The organism is Ruegeria sp. CJ3 (assembly GCF_056536725.1).
This window is the reverse complement of the sequence record NZ_JBQFQE010000012.1, coordinates 56,289-73,294: the sequence shown is the minus strand read 5'-3', so window position 1 is coordinate 73,294 and position 17,006 is coordinate 56,289. Positions and strand designations below refer to the sequence as shown.

Sequence of the window (17,006 nt, the reverse complement as noted above, 5' to 3'; positions counted from 1 at the left end):
TCGGCTCTCCTCAAACGTCTCATGTTACCGCAAACAGTCCTTGGCCTGCTTATTGCGCAATTCCCTTTCCGAGGCAACTGTCCTACACCTGCATCAAACAAGATGACAGGCTCATGACATACTCTCCGTTTTTCGTGCACGGCGCGGATCGCCCGTCGCGCTGGCTGATTACCTGCGATCACGCAACCAACATGGTGCCGCCCGACATCAACGGCGGTGATCTGGGTTTGCCGCGCGAGGATATGGAGCGTCACATCGCCTATGACGTCGGCGCCTATGAGGTCTCGAAACATCTGGGCGAGCTTCTGAACGCACCCGTGATTGCGGCCAATTTCTCGCGTCTGGTGATTGATCCGAACCGGGGTGAGGATGATCCGACGCTGGTGATGAAGCTCTATGATGGGTCGATCATACCCGGCAACCGCCATGCGGACGCGGCCGAGCGCGAACGCCGCCTGCAGATGTGCTATCGCCCCTATCACGAGGCGCTGGCGGAACTGGCGGCATTGCCCCATGCGGTCATCATCTCGATGCACTCTTTCACGCGCCAATTGCGGGGCCGCGAGCCGCGTCCTTGGCATATCGGCGTGCTGCATACCCCGGACGAACGGTTCTCGCGCCCGCTCATCAACCGGCTGGAGGCTGAGGGCGATCTCTGCGTCGGCGTCAATGAACCTTATACGGGCGTCCTGCCCGGCGATGCGATCGACAAGCACTGTACCACGTTCGGGCGGCCCAATGCGCTGATCGAACTGCGTAACGATCTGATCGCGGATCATGACGGGCAACGGCACTGGGCCGAGCGTCTGGCGACGGTTTTGCAGAACGCACTGATTGACAGCGCTCTGTGACGCGGGGTTTCATCTGTCGATTTCCCTCTCTCACGATATTGTGAGGGTTTGCGTCAACACCCATATATCCGATGAAAGGAGGCGACCATGACACAGGAATTCCTGGCAACCGTATTCGGTTGGATGACGGTCCTCAATGTCGCCGTTCTACTGTTCAGCACTTTGATGATTATTGCGCTGCAGGACTGGATCGCTGGCCTACATAGCCGGATGTTCCAGATGGAACGAGCCGATGTGAAACAAGCCTATTTCAGGTATCTCGCCAACTACAAGATACTGACGCTCATATTCTGCGTGATGCCATGGCTGGCCTTGAAGTTGGCTTGAGCTTTGGTTTTGGTGCTCCAAAAGACCTTCGCGCCCCTTCTGTTCGTTGTAACGGGAGCGACGGATTGCTAAGTCTGGCCTTGGACGCAAGAACATCATCCGGAGCCCGACAATGGACAAGCAAACTGAAATCGAACTGCAGGCTGCCGCGTTCCGCCGGTTGCAAAAGCATCTGATGGAAGACCGCACCGATGTGCAGAATATCGACATGATGAATCTGGCCGGGTTCTGCCGTAACTGCCTGTCGCGCTGGTATCAGGAAGCGGCCAATGAAAAGGGCATCGAGATGGGCAAGGATGAGGCGCGTCAGATTTTCTATGGCATGACCATGGATGAATGGAAGGCGAACTATCAGACCGACGCCAGCGCCGAGAAACAGGCCGCCTTCAAAGTCGCCTTCGAAGAGAATGTTGGGAAAGAGGGCTGAGCCTCAGCTAGTCCTTGACCGTTTCGGAAAGTATTCTAAAGTATTCCCAATAAGAATACTTCACCCCAGCCCCGGGTAACACAGGATACCGATGAGCCAAGACCATCACATTCCGCGTCCCGATGAGGCCGCCCTCATCGCGGGTCTGCTCAACCCCGACCCGCTGGTGGGGGAAAGTGCCGGGCTGTTTCTGGCCGCCCCGCGCCGCACCGGCAAAAGCACCTTTCTGCGCCGCGATCTGACCCCGCTGCTCGAGGATCAGGGCCGGTTCGTGATCTATGTCGACCTCTGGGCCGATCGCAGCAGTGATCCCGGCGCGCTGATCACCGCCCGACTGGCCCGCGCGCTGCAGGAGTGCGACTCGCTGATTGCAAAGCTGCGCCGCAGGGTGCCGTTTTCATCCATCGGCGCGCTGGGCTTTAGCGTGAACCTCAAGGCCGCCGGCGCGTGGGAGGGCACGATCCCAGACGCGCTGATGCTGCTGTGCGAGGCGACTGGCAAGGATGTGGTCCTGATCGTCGACGAGGCGCAGCAAAGCCTGGCGACCGAGGCAGGCCGGAACGCGATGTACGCGCTGAAGGCGGCGCGGGATGCGGTCAATCAGGCGGGGCTCGAGACGCGACTCTATCTGGTCATGACTGGCTCGCATCGCGATAAGCTGGCGGCGCTGATCCACAACCAGCAGGCCCCTTTCTTCGGCGCGCGCGTGCGTGATTTCCCGAAGCTGGGGCAAAGCTATACCGCCGCCCTGACCGAACGGATCAATGCACGGCTGGCTAAGGATGCCAAGGTCTCGGCAGGCACCATGGATGCGGTGTTCGAAGATCTGGGCCGCCGCCCCGAAATCCTGAACGACTGCCTGCGCGATCTCATTCTGGAAACCACCCCCGGCGATCAGGCCCTGCGCGCCATCGCCGACCGCAAGAAGGTACAAATGCGCGAGGCGCTTCTGGCCGAGATCAGCACCCTGACCGACCTGCAACAGGCCATCCTGCGCAAGATGGCTGTGGATGGCATCGACTTTACCCCGTTTACCGACGACACCCGGCAGGCGTTGGCCGGTGACCGCAAACCTTACAGCAAGGGCGGCATCCAAAAGGCGCTGGACGTGCTGCGCGACAAGGGGCTGGTCTGGCGGCCCAGCTTCGGCAGCTATGTGCTGGAAAATGCCGACCTCGCGCAGGCGCTGCGCGAAGAGGCGCGGGGTTAGACTGCCGCTTTCAGGCTCTCTTCCAGATAAATCTCGCGCAGGCGCTTGGCGATGGGGCCGGGCGTACCTGCGCCCAGCGTCTCGCCATCAATCTCGACCACCGGCATCACAAAGGTCGAGGCCGAGGTGACAAAAGCCTCATCCGCCTCTTTCGCCTCATCAATCGTGAACAGCCGTTCCTCGACCACCATCTGCGCCTCTGCTGCCATCCGCAGCACGGCCTTGCGGGTGATGCCGTGCAGAATCTCATTCGACAGCGGGCGCGTGACGATCTTGCCGTCCTTGACGAAATAAGCGTTGTTCGAGGTGCCCTCGGTCACATACCCATCCTCGATCATCCACGCATCATCTGCGCCCGCTTTCTTGGCCATCATCTTGCCCAGCGACGGATACAGCAGCTGCGTCGTTTTGATATCGCGGCGACCCCAACGGATATCGTCGATCGAGATCACGCTGATCCCCTTCTGCGCTGCCGGGCTGTCGGCCAGCCCCGGCTTGTTCTGCGTAAACAGCACCAGCGTTGGCTTGACGTCATCTGCCGGAAAGACGAAATCCCGGTCGCCATCGCTGCCGCGTGTGACCTGCAGGTAAATCAGGCCTTCGTCGATCCCGTTCAGTTCGACCAGCTTGCGGTGAATCCCCAGCAGCGCATCCTTGCTGCAGGGCGCGGCCATATCCAGGGCGTCCAACGAGCGTTTCAGGCGCACCGCATGGCCGTCAAAGTCGATCAGCTTGCCGCCCAGCACGCTGGTCACCTCATAAACGGCATCTGCCATCAGAAAGCCGCGGTCGAAAATCGAAACGGTTGCCTCGGTTTCGGGCAGGTAGTCGCCATTCACATAAACGGTGCGGGTCATGTTTGTCTCCTCAACCCCAGAGCTCCACCTCAGGCGGATGCACCCCGGCGTCATCAAAAATCAGCGGTGTAGTGCGGTCTTCGGCCAGAAGAAGCGGCCCGTCAAGGTCCGTTACCATCGCCCCCTGCGCCAACAGCGTCGCCGGAGCCATCGCCAGAGAGCTTCCGACCATGCACCCAACCATCACCCGATACCCCTCGGCCAGCGCGGCGCGGCGCAACTCCAGCGCTTCGGTCAGGCCGCCGGTCTTGTCCAGCTTGATGTTGACCACATCGTATTTGCCCTTCAACGCGGGCAGGCTGGCCCGGTCATGACAGGATTCGTCCGCACAGACGGGCACAGGCCGCTCCATCCCGATCAGGGCGTCATCATCCCCGGCAGGCAGCGGCTGTTCGACCAGCGCAACCCCCAATCGCACCAGATGCGGGGCCAGATCGGCATAAACCTCGGCGCTCCAGCCTTCATTGGCGTCCACGATGATCCGGGCATTGGGGGCCCCTGCGCGCACGGCTTCAAGCCGCGGCATGTCATCGGGCGTACCCAGCTTGATCTTCAGCAGAGGCCGATGCGCGTTCTGCGCTGCCTGCACCTGCATCGCCTCGGGCGTGTCCAACGACAGGGTATAGGCAGTAATCTCTGGCCCCGGCACCGGCAGCCCGGCCAGATTCCACACCCGCTTGCCTGCACGCTTCGCCTCAAGATCCCACAGCGCACAATCCACCGCATTGCGCGCGGCACCAGCGGGCAGCAGATCCATCAGCGATTGGCGCGAAAACGCCGCGGGCAGACCTGCAATCTCGGCCTCAACCGAGGCTAACGTCTCGTCATAGCGCGCATAAGGCACACATTCGCCCCATCCCTGATGCGCCCCGTCGGTGATCTGTACGGTCAGCACTTGCGCCTCGGTCCGGGACCCGCGCGAGATGGTGAACACCTGCGCCAGCCGAAACACATCACGAGAGACTTCAACCTGCACGCGCCCGCTCCTTCATCTTTTCCCAAATACTCCCGCCGGAGGCAGAGATTTTTCGACGAAAAATCTTCCCCCGCGCAGACCGTTCAAATCATATCGCAGCCAGAGCGTCGACCAGCTTGCCCGAGCCAAAGCGGAACGGGTCAGTTGCAGGCAGACCCATATCGGCCTCGATCTGCGCAAGATAGGCCACGGCGTCTTCTTCGCTCATATGCTGGGTATTCACCGACACGCCCGCCACCTGACAATCCGGATTGGCGACACGCGCCAATGTCAGTGCCATGTCACGCAACGCCTCCAGCGAGGGCGGCTGATAGCCGGGCAACCCACGCATATGCGAGCGTGTGGGCTCATGTGACAGGATCAACGCATCCGGCTGCCCACCATGGATCAGCGCCATGGTCACGCCCGAATAAGAGACGTGGAACAGCGATCCCTGACCCTCGATCAGGTCCCAGTGATCGTCGTCGTTGTCCGGGGTCAGCCATTCGACCGAGCCTGCCATGAAATCGGCAACGACGGCATCCAGCGGTACGCCGTCGCCTGTGATCAGGATGCCGGTCTGACCGGTGGCCCGGAAGGTGGATTTCATGCCGCGCTTGCGCATCTCGGCATCCATCGCCATCGCCGTATACATCTTACCGACCGAGCAATCCGTCCCCACCGCAAGACACCGCTTACCGGTCCGTTTGACACCATTCGCAATCGGATAATCGACCTCTGGCACCCGCACGTCATGCAGCTTGCGCCCTGTGGCCTCGGCTACGGCGACCAGATCGGGTTCATCGCGCAGCAGGTTGTGCAGGCCCGAAGCCAGATCAAAGCCCTCTTCCAGCGCCATCACCAGAACCTTCTTCCACTCCTGGCTGATCACACCGCCCCGGTTGGCCACGCCAATGACCAAGGTCTTGGCCCCGGCTTCGCGCGCTTCGACAAGGTCCATGTCTTTCAGGCCAAGATCGGCCTTGCAGCCGTCCATGCGGTACTGACCCACGGCATTCTCGGGCCGCCAGTCCCTGATGCCCACCGCAACCTTTGCAGCCAGCTGGTCAGGCGCATCCCCCAAAAACAACAGGTATGGTGTCTCGATCATCGCGCAGCACTCCTTCGCTTCCGCTCCAAGCTAGAGAACCGATTTGACGAGCGTTTCTCGAATTCTCTCCGCAATACCTGCAGCGACGCAAAAATATTGCGCGCACGGCGGAAAAAGGAGGATTTTGTTCGAGGTTTTTAAACTGATCAAACTTCAAGCAGCATCTATGGCTCTCCAACTGCCTGTGCTGCACGCGCATTGCCGCATCTGCACAATCCCGCTTGCGTGCCTGCGCGCAATTTAATATCCCATCACCATGAGAAGGCGCAATTTCATTACTCACGCGAGGTCCAGATGAGTTTCCGTATCCAACCTGCCGCCCCGGCACGGCCCAACCGCTGTCAGTTGTTCGGCCCCGGCTCGAACCCGAAACTGTTTCCCAAGATGGCTGCCTCTGCGGCGGATGTGATCAATCTCGACCTCGAGGATTCGGTGGCCCCCACGGACAAGGACGCCGCCCGGGCCCATGTGATCGAAGCGATCAATACCGTCGACTGGGGCAACAAGTATCTCTCGGTGCGGATCAACGGCCTGGATTCGCCCTTCTGGTACCGCGACGTGGTGGATGTGCTGGAACAGGCGGGAGACCGGCTGGATCAGATCATGATCCCCAAGGTCGGGTGCGCGGCGGATGTCTATGCGGTCGACGCGCTGGTCACCGCGATCGAACAGGCCAAGGACCGGACCAAGCCGGTCTCGTTTGAGGTCATCATCGAATCCGCCGCCGGTATCGCCCATGTGGAAGAGATCGCCGCCGCATCCCCCCGGCTGCAGGCCATGAGCCTCGGGGCCGCAGATTTCGCGGCGTCGATGGGGATGCAGACAACAGGCATCGGCGGCACGCAGGAAAACTACTACATGCTGCGCGACGGGCAGAAACACTGGTCCGACCCGTGGCACTGGGCGCAGGCCGCCATCGTTGCTGCCTGCCGCACCCATGGCGTGCTGCCGGTGGACGGGCCGTTCGGCGATTTCTCGGATGATGAGGGTTATATCGCGCAGGCCCGACGCTCGGCGACGCTGGGCATGGTCGGCAAATGGGCGATCCATCCCAAACAGATCGCGCTGGCCAATCAGGTCTTCACCCCCTCGGACGAGGCGGTGTCCGAGGCACGCGAAATCCTCGCCGCGATGGAGCAAGCCAAGGCCAATGGCGAAGGCGCAACGGTTTACAAGGGCCGTCTTGTCGACATCGCCTCGATCAAACAGGCCGAGGTGATCGTGGCACAGTCAGAACTGATCGCAGCCGGAGGCTGAAAATAAAGCGGCGCCCGTAAGGGCGCCTCCTTTGGATCAGATCACCAGATCAGCGACCGAACACATCGTTTGGGGTCCAGGTGAAACGCTCACCCTTCTTGCCCGATTTCATCATCAGGCAAGACGTCCCATATTTCTGAAAATACTTGATTTTCAGCGCATACCAGCCGGCTTGCGGAACCTCGACCTCGGTACGCTGATTGGCCTCGCAGCCCTGACGCCCATTCACATAGCCAATCTGCTGGCCACCAACCCAGGCATCGATCCCGTCATTCGACCATGTCTCAAGCTCATATACGCCCGGAGAGTCGAACCTGATATAGCCGGTGATTTCGGCGGCGACGTTGAAGGCTTCGGTAAAGGTCAGGACCTGATCGCCTTCATTTGTGTCGCGATAGTCGAGCCCGCGCAGTGGCTGACCGGGTTTTGCTTTCTTCAGCAACTGTTCGACCTTGCCGAGGTTCTGAATTTTCCGCGGCGGGTCGCCTTCCCACGCGTATTTTACATTCAGCCCCGCCTTTGCGCTTGGCTGCGGGTTGGCGGGTTGCAGTTTCAGCGGAGCCGCAAGGGCGGTGCTGGCAATCATCGCCAGCGCGGCCGCAAACGCTCCGGTCTGTAGAATTTTCATGGTCATCTCCCCAAGTTTGTGCAGGTTTCCCCGGCTGGTGACCTCGTTACGACGACACTAGGCCGTGAAATCTGCCCCCGCAAGATGGTTGGCCTTCACAATCCGGCGCTCAGGCGCGCATGTCCTTGGGCGACCCCATCACCACGTAAGACGTGATTGAGGTCACATGGGGCAGGGTGCCCAGCACCTCGGTATGAAAGGTCTTATAGCTGGGCAGGTCGGCACATTCGACGCGCAACAGATACTCGATCGTGCCAGTGATGTTGTGGCATTCCACCACCTCGGGGGCCTGTTGCAGCGCCTTTTCGAACCCTTCCTGTGCGGCCTTGGTGTGTTCCCCCAACCCCACGCCGATATAAGCCACAAACCCCACGCCCAGCGCCGCCGGGTTCAGCACCGCCCGATAGCCCGAGATCACGCCCGCCCGTTCCAGCTCCTGCACCCGGCGCAGGCAGGCGGACGGAGACAGGCCGATCCGTTCGGCCAGATCCAGATTGCTGATCCGTCCATCGCGAGACAGCTCGCGCAATATCTGGCGGTTTATGGCGTCAATCTTGGTCATCTGTTGCTGAAAATCGGATATCCTGCACAAAAACGCAATTTCATTTTCGGGATTCAGCGGGATAGTCCGCCTATGACCTACGATATCCTGCTGGCCCTGATCACCTTTGCCTTTGTCTCATCGATCACGCCGGGGCCGAACAACCTGATGCTGATGGCCTCGGGGGCGAATTTCGGATTTCGCCGGACGGTGCCGCATATGCTGGGGATCGGGCTGGGCTTTACCTTCATGGTGCTGCTGGTGGGGGCCGGGCTGGTGCAGGTCTTCAACCGGTTCCCGGTCAGCTATACTCTACTCAAGATCGCATCGGTCCTGTATCTGCTGTATCTGGCATGGAAGATCGCCCATGCCGCGCCCGCGCGCAAAGGCGATACGACGGGCAAACCCATGACCTTCCTGCAGGCGGCGGCGTTTCAATGGGTCAACCCCAAGGCCTGGGCCATGGCGCTGACCGCGACCACGGCCTATATGCCGGGCCATACGATGACCGCCATTCTCACCGTCGCGCTGATCTTTGGCGCGATCAATCTGCCCTCGGTCAGCGTCTGGACGGCTCTGGGTCAGCAGATGGCGCGGGTCCTGACAAACCCGCGCCGGTTGCTGGTGTTCAACTGGACGATGGCGGGGCTGCTGGTGGCCTCGCTCTATCCGGTGCTGTGGCCCTGAACTACTTCAGTGGCAGGCAGATTTCGGTCAGCAGATCCTCGGGCGCGGTGTCGCGCGGATCGTTGAGGTAGATCTCATAACACGGCTGATCCGCCGGTTCCTCGCCCGATGCGGGCAGCCAGTTGCCAAAAAGGCTGTGATAGGCTGCCTCAAGCCCCGAATACGGCCCCTTATAGGTCAGTACCGCGATTTTGCCGCCCGGGATGGTCAGGTCCTCCATGCCATCGGGTGTGGCCTCGCCCCGGTACTCGGCCCCGGCATAGCTGCGCAGCTGGTCTGCGGGTACGTCGTCGGGGCTGTCGAAATACAGGCCAATCACCGGCCCGACCTCAGGCCACAATTTGCGGGATTCGCACAAGGCTCCGAACGCCTCGAAGCTTTTGCCGATTTCGGCATAGGGGCCGGTATGCGGCAGGGCGACGACGCGGCGGGTGGGTTCTGTTCGTGTGGTGACGGGATGCATGGGATATCCTCCGGTTTTGAACTGTGGATTGGCGGGCAGAAACTGACCCGCGCTGCGAAAGGCGGCGGGGCTTTTGCCATACGCCTCGGCAAAGGCCCGCGCGAAGGAATTCAGGTTGGGATAACCGACATCGGTGGCGATGGTCGCAACCGGCCTGTCCGACTGCACCAGCCAGCACGCTGCCCGGTGCAGCCTCATCCGGCGCACCGTCTGCGCGCAGGTCTCGCCTGTCAGGGCGCGAAACACCCGATGCCAGTGAAACCGCGACAGGGCGGCCACGTCGGCCAACGTGTCCAGAGACAGATCGCCAGCGGGGTGATCATAGATATAGGCCAGCACGCGCAACACGCGATCTTCATAGCTGGTGGCCATCGGCATCCCTTCCGTCTTCCTTACCCCTCTCAGGGTGCATATCTCCCATCCACAAATCTTGCTGAGTTGCATCCCGGGCGACCTTTGGTCATATAGCAGGGAACTTCTGCGTTGAGAGGCGTCATGACCCAGTATCTGGATTTCGAAAAACCGCTGGCCGAGATCGAAGGCAAAGCCGAAGAGCTGCGCGCGCTGGCCCGTGCCAATGAAGAGATGGACGTGGCCGAAGAGGCCGCCGCGCTGGACGCCAAGGCCGCCAAGCTGCTGGATGAGCTTTATGCCGATCTGACCCCCTGGCGGAAATGTCAGGTGGCGCGCCATCCCGAACGCCCCCATTGCAACGATTATGTCGACGCGCTGTTCACCGAGTTTACGCCTCTGGCCGGGGACCGGAACTTTGCCGATGATCTGGCGGTGATCGGCGGTCTGGCGCGGTTCAACGACCAGCCGGTGATGGTGATCGGCCACGAAAAGGGTTCGGACACCAAATCGCGGATCGAACGCAACTTCGGCATGGCCCGCCCCGAAGGCTATCGCAAGGCCGTGCGCCTGATGGAGATGGCGGGCCGCTTTGGCCTGCCGGTGATCACCCTGATCGACACGGCAGGGGCCTATCCCGGCAAAGGTGCCGAGGAACGCGGCCAGTCCGAAGCCATCGCGCGGTCAACCGAGATGTGCCTGAAAATCGGCGTGCCTCTGGTGTCGGTCATCATCGGCGAAGGCGGCTCGGGCGGTGCGGTTGCATTTGCGACGGCCAACCGTGTCGCGATGCTGGAGCATTCGGTCTATTCGGTGATTTCGCCCGAGGGCTGCGCCTCGATCCTGTGGAAGGATTCCGAGAAGATGCGTGAAGCCGCCGAGGCGCTGCGCCTGACCGCGCAGGACCTGTACAAGCTGGGTGTTTGCGATCGCATCATCACCGAGCCCAAAGGCGGCGCCCATCGTGACCGCCCCGCAACCGTCGAGTCGGTGCGCGCAGCCATCGCCGCCATGCTGAAAGAGCTGGACGGCAAGGATGCGGCGGCCCTGATCAAGGACCGCCGTCAGAAATTCCTCGATATCGGTTCCAAGGGTTTGGCGGCCTAAGCCGTCAGCCGCCCAGACGCCGCAGCAAGTCAACCGATGGCGTGCCGGTCACGGCCATGCCATTGGCGCGTTGATAGCCGCTGATCGCGGCCTCGGACTTCTTGCCAATCACCCCGTCCGCGCCCTGCGTGTCATACCCGGCGGCGGTCAGGCGGCGCTGCAACTCCTTGCGGTCTTCCAGCGTCAGCCCGTTTTCATCCGGCCCGAACGAGGCCTGAAACGGCGCGCCCCCGGCAATCCGGTCAGACAGGTGTCCCACGCCAATCGCATAGCTGTCCGAGTTGTTGTACCGCTTGATGACCTGAAAATTGCGGAACACAGCAATGCGCGGCCCGGGCGTCTGCGGCTGTAGAACAGCCACCGGCGTGCCGCTGACGGTGCCGGCTTCACCACCCCAAGGCTGCCCGCGCACCCAACCCGCGCGGGCCAGATAGGCGGCTGTTGAGGCCAGCGAATCCGCCGGATCCTCGGACCAGATATCGCGCCGCCCGTCGCCGGTGAAATCCACCGCATAGGCCAGATACGAGGTCGGGATGAACTGCGTATGCCCCATCGCCCCGGCCCAGCTGCCGGTCATGTTGGCGGGGCTCGTGTCGCCCTCCTGAATGATCTTCAGCGCCGCCACCAGTTGCTTTTCAAAAAAAGCCCCGCGCCGCCCATCATAGGCCAGCGTCGATGTGGCCGAGATCACCGGCACATCCCCACGCCGCGCGCCGTACCGGCTTTCCAGCCCCCAGACGGCAACCACGACCTCTTTGTCGACGCCATACTGCGCCTCGATCTGCGACAGGGTGCCCGCATGGCGCACCATCATCTGCTTGCCGGTGCTGATCCGCTCATCCGAGGCGGCAATGGCCAGATAATCCTCGAGCGAGCGTTTGAATTCGACCTGATTGCGGTCGCGTTCAATGATCTCGGGCAGATAGCCTGCGCCCTGAAAGGCGCGGTTAAGCGTGGGCTGCGAAATACCCTGAGACGCGGCGCGGCCCTTGAAGCTGGCAACCCACGCGTCCCAACCTGCGTTGGGCACGGGGCGCATCCGCGATGCAGGCGCGCTGGCCGGAGTGCCGCCGCCGGAACAGGCGGCCAGAAGGCTTGCCCCAAGCCCGGCGGAAAAGGTTCGACGATTGATCATGACTGAAATCTGCTCTTGTTGTGATTTGCCTGCAGGATAGCCCAGCCCGACCGCTCAGACCAGAAGCGCCGCGTCTGAAATCATCAGATCATAGGGTTGGGCGATAAGCCGCTCAGGTCACCAGCAGACGTAACCCCTGCGTCACATCTGACCGCACCGCCAGCCGCAAACCGGGTTCGTCCCCGGCCTTGAGCGCGGCGATGATGTGACGGTGGTGATGCGGCGGCTCGGTGCGCCTCAGCCGCCCGTAAAGCGCCCGCATCGTTGGCCCCAGTTGCAGCCACACGGTTTCCGCCATGGCCAGCATCGCCGGAGCTTGCGCGCGCAGGTACAGGGTGCGGTGAAATTCCAGATTGGCGCGGATATAGCCCACCGCATCGCGTTTGGTGACCATCTCGGCGACGCTCATATTGATGCTCTGCAACCGGTCGATCAGCGCGATATGCGCGCGCGGCAGGGCGCGGCTGGCCAGTTCGACCTCAAGCAGCGCCCGCAGCGCCGCCAGTTCCTCAATCCGGTCGCGGCTCAGTTCGGGCGTCGACACCCGCCCGGAGGTGGACAAAGACAATGCACCCTCAGCCGCCAGTCGCCGCACCGTTTCGCGCGCAGGCGTCATCGAGACGCTGAATTCCTTGCCGATCCCACGCAGGGTCAGCGCCTGACCGGGCGCGATCTCGCCATGCATGATGCGCGAGCGCAGCGCGCGATAGACGCGATCATGGGTGGCGGTGTGCGAGTCGGCAGTGCGTGGGGTCAGCATGGGTTTATGTGATCACAAATCCCGCGCAGGTCAACCGCTGGCCTCGAACCGGTAGCGGTGCAGATGGATGCCGTTGTCCCGCAGCCAGCGACGCGGCGTCTTATAGGGGCCATAGATTCGCTCGACCTGCGCCCAGAAGGCGGGGGAGTGGTTCATTTCGGCCAGATGCGCCACTTCATGGGCGGCCACATAATGCAGCACGTCAGGCGGTGCCAGGATCAGCCGCCAGGAAAACATCAGCCCCCCCGCCGAACTGCACGACCCCCAGCGCGAGCGGGTATCGCGCAGGGTCAGGGTGCTGTAGGGGCGGCCCAGAATGGCGGCATAATCATCGCAGGCCCCGGTCAGCCGATCCCGGGCCAGTTCTTTCAGGAAACGGGAAAGGCGACGGGCCTCGGCCCCTTCGGGCACGGCGATTTCATCGGCCCTCAACTCGACCCGACGCCCCGGGGCAGGAACGATTCGCCGGTCAATGCCCTCAACAGGAATGGATTGCCCGAACTGGACGGGGGCCGCTTCGGGCCGCTCCTGCAGATGTCCCCTGATCCAGTCTTCTTTCTGCTGCGCAAAACTCAGCGCTTCGGCCTCGGCGACGCCGGTCGGGTAGGTCAGCGTAACCCGCCCGTCCAGTTGGGAAATCCGCAAACTGATCCGCCGCGCGCGCGCCGATTTGCGCAATGTCAGCGGCACCGGAGGCCGCCCCGGCAATGCGTGTCGCCCCATGGGCCGATCTCCTTCGCGCAAAGGCTTTGACAGTGCCTGCCGCATGTGGCAGGTGACCTGAATCATTGTTGAGATTCACCTGATATCAAGGGGATTTGATATGCCCAAGGAAGAATGGGGCGTAAAGCGTGTCTGCCCGACCACCGGCAAACGCTTTTACGACCTGAACAAGGACCCGATCGTCAGCCCCTACACGGGTGAGGTCGTGGAACTGGAAACCGGCAAAAGCCGGATGATCGCTGCTGATGCGGAAGATGCGGCCTCGGTCAAAGCGCGCGAGGCGTCCTCGAACGAGGATATCGTGCTGGAAGATGACGACAACGTCGATGTCGAGCTGGACGATGATCTGCTGGACGACGATGACGACGACGGCGACAACGTCTCGCTGGACGACATCAAGGATATGTCGTCGGAAGACGAAAACTGACCGGACCAGAGGCGGCCCGTGCCGCCTCGTTTCCTGCCCGGGTCGGCGGCAAACTTTTTCGCTGTTTCCGCTTTTTGGGCTTGAACTCACCTGCGGCGTCTCATAAACGTCCGTCCACCGCCGCGGCGGTACCTGCATGGGGCCTTAGCTCAGTTGGGAGAGCGCTTGCATGGCATGCAAGAGGTCAGGGGTTCGACTCCCCTAGGCTCCACCAAAATCCCTGACATTTCGATCAGACTGACCGCACCGAAGTGGTGTGGTGCAAGCCGCAGCTTCCCACGTATCTGGCACCTTTCAGAGCTGACCTCCGCGAGTTCCGTCAAGCACCTCTGGTCATCTGCTGCCCGGACCCGGCTGCATGGTGGCGCGAACAGCGGGTCGAATCGTCCGGGATCTGCAGAACGTGGCGGGAACAAGCTGCACGGATTTTGCACGGATTTTCCGTGCAGTTTCGCGCACTTCACCGCATCTTAATGCGGTTCCCAAAATACGGCGAACGCCAATTCTCGGAAAACCGGAAACCGGAGAACGTCAAAAGCCCTTGTTCTTCAAGGGTTTTTAGCATGTATTTTCGGGAAATCATGGTGCTGCTGGAGAGAATTGAACTCTCGACCTCTCCCTTACCAAGGGAGTGCTCTACCTCTGAGCTACAGCAGCATCGTGGGCGGGTGATTAGACTCAAACGAAACGCGGCGCAAGGGTGTCTGGACGGTTTTTTACGTCTCCTGTAGAGAAAGACAATGGCAGAGAAAAATTCACCCAAAAAACACGGCAAATCCAGCGAGACGCGCGAAGACCGCCTCAAGGCGGCGCTCAAGGCGAACATGGCGCGGCGCAAGGCGCAGGCCAAGGCGCGGGCGACGGGCAAGGCCGGCAAAGACGAGGGATAAGAGCAGATGGATTCGATTCTGGTGACGGGTAACGGCCCGCTGAACGGGCAGATTCCGATCGCGGGGGCCAAGAATGCGTGCCTCACGCTGATGCCTGCAACGCTGCTCAGCGAAGAACCGCTGACGCTGACCAATGCGCCGCGTCTGAGCGACATCAAGACCATGACCGCCCTGTTGCAATCGCTGGGGGCGGAAGTGTCTGCGCTGCAGGACGGGCAGGTGATCGCGATGTCCAGCCATAACCTGACCAGCCACGTCGCCGACTACGATATCGTGCGCAAGATGCGCGCCTCGAACCTTGTGCTGGGCCCTCTGCTGGCGCGGTTCGGGCAGGCGGTTGTCTCGCTGCCCGGCGGCTGTGCCATTGGCGCGCGGCCCATGGATTTGCATGTCGAAGGGCTAGAAGCGCTTGGGGCTGAGATCGAGCTGAAAGACGGCTATCTGCACGCCAACGCCCCCGGTGGCCTGAAAGGCGCGGTGCATGAGATGCGTTTTGCATCCGTGGGCGCGACCGAGAACATCGTCATGGCCGCCACGCTCGCCAAGGGAACGACCGTGCTGAAGAACGCGGCGCGTGAGCCCGAGATCGTCGATCTGGTCGAATGCCTGCGCAAGATGGGCGCGCAGATTTCCGGCGAGGGGACTTCGACCATCGAAATTCAAGGCGTCGACCGCCTGCATGGCGCAACCCATCAGGTCGTGACCGACCGGATCGAGCTGGGCACCTATATGCTGGCCCCCGCGATCTGCGGTGGCGAGGTCGAATTGCTGGGTGGTCGGATGCGACTGGTTGAATCCTTCGCGGCCAAGCTGGATGCGGCGGGGATCAGCGTCACGGAAACCGAGAAGGGCCTGAAAGTCGCCCGCAAGAATGGCCGCGTAACGGCGGTCGATGTGGTCACCGAACCTTTCCCCGGCTTCCCGACCGATCTGCAGGCGCAGATGATGGCGCTGATGTGTACTGCCGAAGGTGTGTCCGTTCTTGAAGAGCGTATTTTCGAGAATCGCTTTATGCACGCCCCTGAACTGGTCCGCATGGGCGCTGAAATCGAGGTGCATGGCGGCACCGCCACCGTGACCGGGGTCGAACGCCTGAAAGGCGCGCCGGTGATGGCGACAGACCTGCGGGCCTCGGTCTCGCTGATCCTGGCCGGGTTGGCGGCGGAAGGGGAAACGGTGGTCAGCCGGGTCTATCATCTGGACCGCGGATATGAGCATGTGGTGCGCAAGCTGGAAGGCGTGGGCGCAAGGATTGAACGGATCAAGGGCGAATGACAGACGCAAGTTTTCACGACGGGCGCGAGGCGCCGCTGAACCTCGGGGCCGAGGATGCCGATGACCTGCAGGTGATCGCGACGCTCACGCAGGACGCGATCTTCCCGGTGACCGAGATGACATGGCAACCGGCCCAGCGCCGCTTTGCCCTGCTGCTGAACCGTTTCCGGTGGGAGGACCGCGACGCCGCCACCAAACGCGGCCGCGCGTTCGAGCGGGTGCAGGCGGTGCTGATGTTCGGCTCGGTCCTGTCGGTCGCCAGTCAGGGCATCGACCGCAGCGACAAGGACATGATCCTGTCGCTGTTGTCGGTCGATTTTGAACCGGCCGAGGATGGCGCGGGCCAGATCCTGTTGACACTGGCCGGCGACGGCGCGATCCGTCTGACGGTCGAGGCGGTGGACGCCACGCTCAAGGACGTCACCCGACCCTATATCGCCCCCTCGGGCCACGCCCCGCATCACCCCGAGTGAACAACAAACGCGGCATTTCGCAGGCGTTTCCGGCACCGCCCGGCGGCGTCGACCTGCGCCGGGCGACCGTGTTCGATGTCTTTGGCATGAGCCGCGTGCTGACCCGTTCGATCCGCGATCTTTGTCAGGCCGATCATTTGGATGATCCCGAAAAGCTCGGTCAGTGGACCGCCAACAAGGACCCGGCCAGCATCCGCAGCTGGATCGACGGCGGAGCGGAGCTGTGGGTGGCAACCCGGGCCGACGAGGTCGCAGCGGTCGGCGGATTGCGCGCTGGCGGAGAGATCACCCTGCTCTATGTCGATCCCGATCACACCGGGCGCGGGCTTGGTTCTGCGCTGTTGACCCGGATCGAAGATGCCCTGCGCGCGCAGGGCTGCAGGCAGGCACATCTGGACGCCACAAAAACCGCGCATGACTTCTATCTTGCGCGGGGGTGGCATGATCACGGCGACCCCGCAGACTGGCATGGCATCCCCCAATTCCCGATGCGCAAATCGCTGCACCCCTCGGGCTGAGGGTTGAGGAGACCCCGCGCGGGCGATAAGACC

Annotated in this window: 21 protein-coding genes and 2 tRNA genes; 13 read left to right on the top strand and 10 right to left on the bottom strand. The window is 62.0% G+C overall.

Features of this window, described 5'->3' with window-relative positions; translation table 11 throughout:
- Window positions 1–113: 113 nt before the first annotated feature.
- The 4 genes from ACR0J1_RS17725 (at window position 114) to ACR0J1_RS17710 (ending at window position 2,815) form a co-directional block, all read left to right on the top strand.
- On the top strand, window positions 114–851 hold the full coding sequence (locus ACR0J1_RS17725; RefSeq protein ID WP_480734024.1) for an N-formylglutamate amidohydrolase: 738 nt from the start codon (window positions 114–116) through the stop codon (window positions 849–851).
- A gap of 87 nt (window positions 852–938) precedes the next feature.
- Complete coding sequence (locus ACR0J1_RS17720; RefSeq protein ID WP_480734023.1) at window positions 939–1,178, top strand: DUF6868 family protein; 240 nt, start codon at window positions 939–941, stop codon at window positions 1,176–1,178.
- Window positions 1,179–1,290: 112 nt separating this feature from the next.
- Window positions 1,291–1,605 carry a DUF1244 domain-containing protein gene (locus ACR0J1_RS17715; RefSeq protein WP_480532796.1) on the top strand — a complete coding sequence of 105 codons (315 nt, stop codon included), beginning with the start codon at window positions 1,291–1,293 and terminating at the stop codon, window positions 1,603–1,605.
- 91 nt (window positions 1,606–1,696) lie between these two features.
- Window positions 1,697–2,815: an ATP-binding protein gene (locus tag ACR0J1_RS17710; RefSeq protein WP_480734022.1), complete on the top strand. Its 1,119-nt coding sequence runs from the start codon at window positions 1,697–1,699 to the stop codon at window positions 2,813–2,815.
- Here ACR0J1_RS17710 and ACR0J1_RS17705 read toward each other — a convergent pair.
- The 3 genes from ACR0J1_RS17705 to dgcN form a co-directional block, all read right to left on the bottom strand.
- Window positions 2,812–3,672 (bottom strand): D-amino-acid transaminase, encoded by an 861-nt coding sequence (locus ACR0J1_RS17705; RefSeq protein ID WP_480734021.1) that lies wholly within the window; start codon window positions 3,670–3,672, stop codon window positions 2,812–2,814. The two genes, ACR0J1_RS17710 and ACR0J1_RS17705, sit on opposite strands and share 4 nt — an antisense overlap.
- Window positions 3,673–3,682: 10 nt before the next feature.
- On the bottom strand, window positions 3,683–4,648 hold the full coding sequence (gene dgcA / locus ACR0J1_RS17700; protein WP_480734020.1) for an N-acetyl-D-Glu racemase DgcA: 966 nt from the start codon (window positions 4,646–4,648) through the stop codon (window positions 3,683–3,685).
- Window positions 4,649–4,736: 88 nt separating this feature from the next.
- Window positions 4,737–5,738, bottom strand: coding sequence for an N-acetyltransferase DgcN (dgcN, locus tag ACR0J1_RS17695; RefSeq protein WP_480734019.1), 1,002 nt, complete (start codon window positions 5,736–5,738; stop codon window positions 4,737–4,739).
- A 294-nt stretch (window positions 5,739–6,032) separates the two neighbouring features.
- Between dgcN and ACR0J1_RS17690 the strand changes: the two genes are divergently transcribed.
- A complete protein-coding gene (locus ACR0J1_RS17690; protein WP_480734018.1) occupies window positions 6,033–6,995 on the top strand; it encodes an L-malyl-CoA/beta-methylmalyl-CoA lyase in 963 nt (320 codons plus the stop codon).
- A 49-nt stretch (window positions 6,996–7,044) separates the two neighbouring features.
- Here ACR0J1_RS17690 and ACR0J1_RS17685 read toward each other — a convergent pair whose 3' ends face one another.
- Both ACR0J1_RS17685 and ACR0J1_RS17680 read right to left on the bottom strand, forming a co-directional pair.
- Window positions 7,045–7,623 carry a PA14 domain-containing protein gene (locus ACR0J1_RS17685; protein ID WP_480734017.1) on the bottom strand — a complete coding sequence of 193 codons (579 nt, stop codon included), beginning with the start codon at window positions 7,621–7,623 and terminating at the stop codon, window positions 7,045–7,047.
- A 109-nt stretch (window positions 7,624–7,732) separates the two neighbouring features.
- Window positions 7,733–8,185: an Lrp/AsnC family transcriptional regulator gene (locus ACR0J1_RS17680; RefSeq protein ID WP_480734016.1), complete on the bottom strand. Its 453-nt coding sequence runs from the start codon at window positions 8,183–8,185 to the stop codon at window positions 7,733–7,735.
- A gap of 72 nt (window positions 8,186–8,257) precedes the next feature.
- Between ACR0J1_RS17680 and ACR0J1_RS17675 the strand changes: the two genes are divergently transcribed.
- Window positions 8,258–8,851, top strand: a complete 594-nt coding sequence (locus ACR0J1_RS17675) for a LysE family translocator (RefSeq protein WP_480734015.1) — start codon at window positions 8,258–8,260, stop codon at window positions 8,849–8,851.
- Between the two features lies 1 nt (window position 8,852).
- Here ACR0J1_RS17675 and ACR0J1_RS17670 read toward each other — a convergent pair whose 3' ends face one another.
- Entirely contained in the window at window positions 8,853–9,686 is an 834-nt protein-coding gene (locus ACR0J1_RS17670) for an AraC family transcriptional regulator (protein ID WP_480734014.1), read from the bottom strand.
- 123 nt (window positions 9,687–9,809) lie between these two features.
- On the opposite strand from ACR0J1_RS17670, the gene ACR0J1_RS17665 reads away from it, so the two are divergent.
- Complete coding sequence (locus ACR0J1_RS17665; protein WP_480734013.1) at window positions 9,810–10,772, top strand: acetyl-CoA carboxylase carboxyltransferase subunit alpha; 963 nt, start codon at window positions 9,810–9,812, stop codon at window positions 10,770–10,772.
- Between the two features lie 4 nt (window positions 10,773–10,776).
- On the opposite strand, the gene ACR0J1_RS17660 is transcribed toward ACR0J1_RS17665, so the two are convergent.
- The 3 genes from ACR0J1_RS17660 to ACR0J1_RS17650 form a co-directional block, all read right to left on the bottom strand.
- Window positions 10,777–11,907, bottom strand: a complete 1,131-nt coding sequence (locus tag ACR0J1_RS17660; RefSeq protein ID WP_480734012.1) for a lytic murein transglycosylase — start codon at window positions 11,905–11,907, stop codon at window positions 10,777–10,779.
- 112 nt (window positions 11,908–12,019) lie between these two features.
- Window positions 12,020–12,667, bottom strand: a complete 648-nt coding sequence (locus ACR0J1_RS17655) for a GntR family transcriptional regulator (protein ID WP_480734011.1) — start codon at window positions 12,665–12,667, stop codon at window positions 12,020–12,022.
- Between the two features lie 30 nt (window positions 12,668–12,697).
- Window positions 12,698–13,390 (bottom strand): M48 family metallopeptidase, encoded by a 693-nt coding sequence (locus ACR0J1_RS17650; protein WP_480734010.1) that lies wholly within the window; start codon window positions 13,388–13,390, stop codon window positions 12,698–12,700.
- Between the two features lie 100 nt (window positions 13,391–13,490).
- On the opposite strand from ACR0J1_RS17650, the gene ACR0J1_RS17645 reads away from it, so the two are divergent.
- Together ACR0J1_RS17645 and ACR0J1_RS17640 are read left to right on the top strand one after the other, a co-directional pair.
- Window positions 13,491–13,817, top strand: coding sequence for a TIGR02300 family protein (locus ACR0J1_RS17645; RefSeq protein WP_480734009.1), 327 nt, complete (start codon window positions 13,491–13,493; stop codon window positions 13,815–13,817).
- Between the two features lie 138 nt (window positions 13,818–13,955).
- Window positions 13,956–14,031: transfer RNA gene (locus ACR0J1_RS17640), tRNA-Ala, on the top strand.
- Between the two features lie 368 nt (window positions 14,032–14,399).
- Here ACR0J1_RS17640 and ACR0J1_RS17635 read toward each other — a convergent pair.
- Window positions 14,400–14,474 (bottom strand) — tRNA-Thr (locus ACR0J1_RS17635).
- An 83-nt stretch (window positions 14,475–14,557) separates the two neighbouring features.
- Between ACR0J1_RS17635 and ACR0J1_RS17630 the strand changes: the two genes are divergently transcribed.
- The 4 genes from ACR0J1_RS17630 to ACR0J1_RS17615 are packed head-to-tail and all read left to right on the top strand — an operon-like array spanning window position 14,558 to window position 16,973.
- Window positions 14,558–14,707: a hypothetical protein gene (locus tag ACR0J1_RS17630; RefSeq protein WP_480734008.1), complete on the top strand. Its 150-nt coding sequence runs from the start codon at window positions 14,558–14,560 to the stop codon at window positions 14,705–14,707.
- Between the two features lie 6 nt (window positions 14,708–14,713).
- Window positions 14,714–15,982, top strand: coding sequence for a UDP-N-acetylglucosamine 1-carboxyvinyltransferase (murA, locus tag ACR0J1_RS17625; protein ID WP_480734007.1), 1,269 nt, complete (start codon window positions 14,714–14,716; stop codon window positions 15,980–15,982).
- Window positions 15,979–16,455 carry a DUF2948 family protein gene (locus ACR0J1_RS17620; protein WP_480734005.1) on the top strand — a complete coding sequence of 159 codons (477 nt, stop codon included), beginning with the start codon at window positions 15,979–15,981 and terminating at the stop codon, window positions 16,453–16,455. Before murA ends, ACR0J1_RS17620 begins: the two co-directional genes overlap by 4 nt.
- The gene (locus ACR0J1_RS17615; protein ID WP_480734004.1) at window positions 16,452–16,973 is read left to right on the top strand and encodes a GNAT family N-acetyltransferase; all 522 of its coding nucleotides are present in this window, start codon (window positions 16,452–16,454) and stop codon (window positions 16,971–16,973) included. The genes ACR0J1_RS17620 and ACR0J1_RS17615 overlap by 4 nt, the downstream gene beginning before the upstream one ends.
- The last annotated feature ends 33 nt before the right edge of the window (window positions 16,974–17,006 follow it).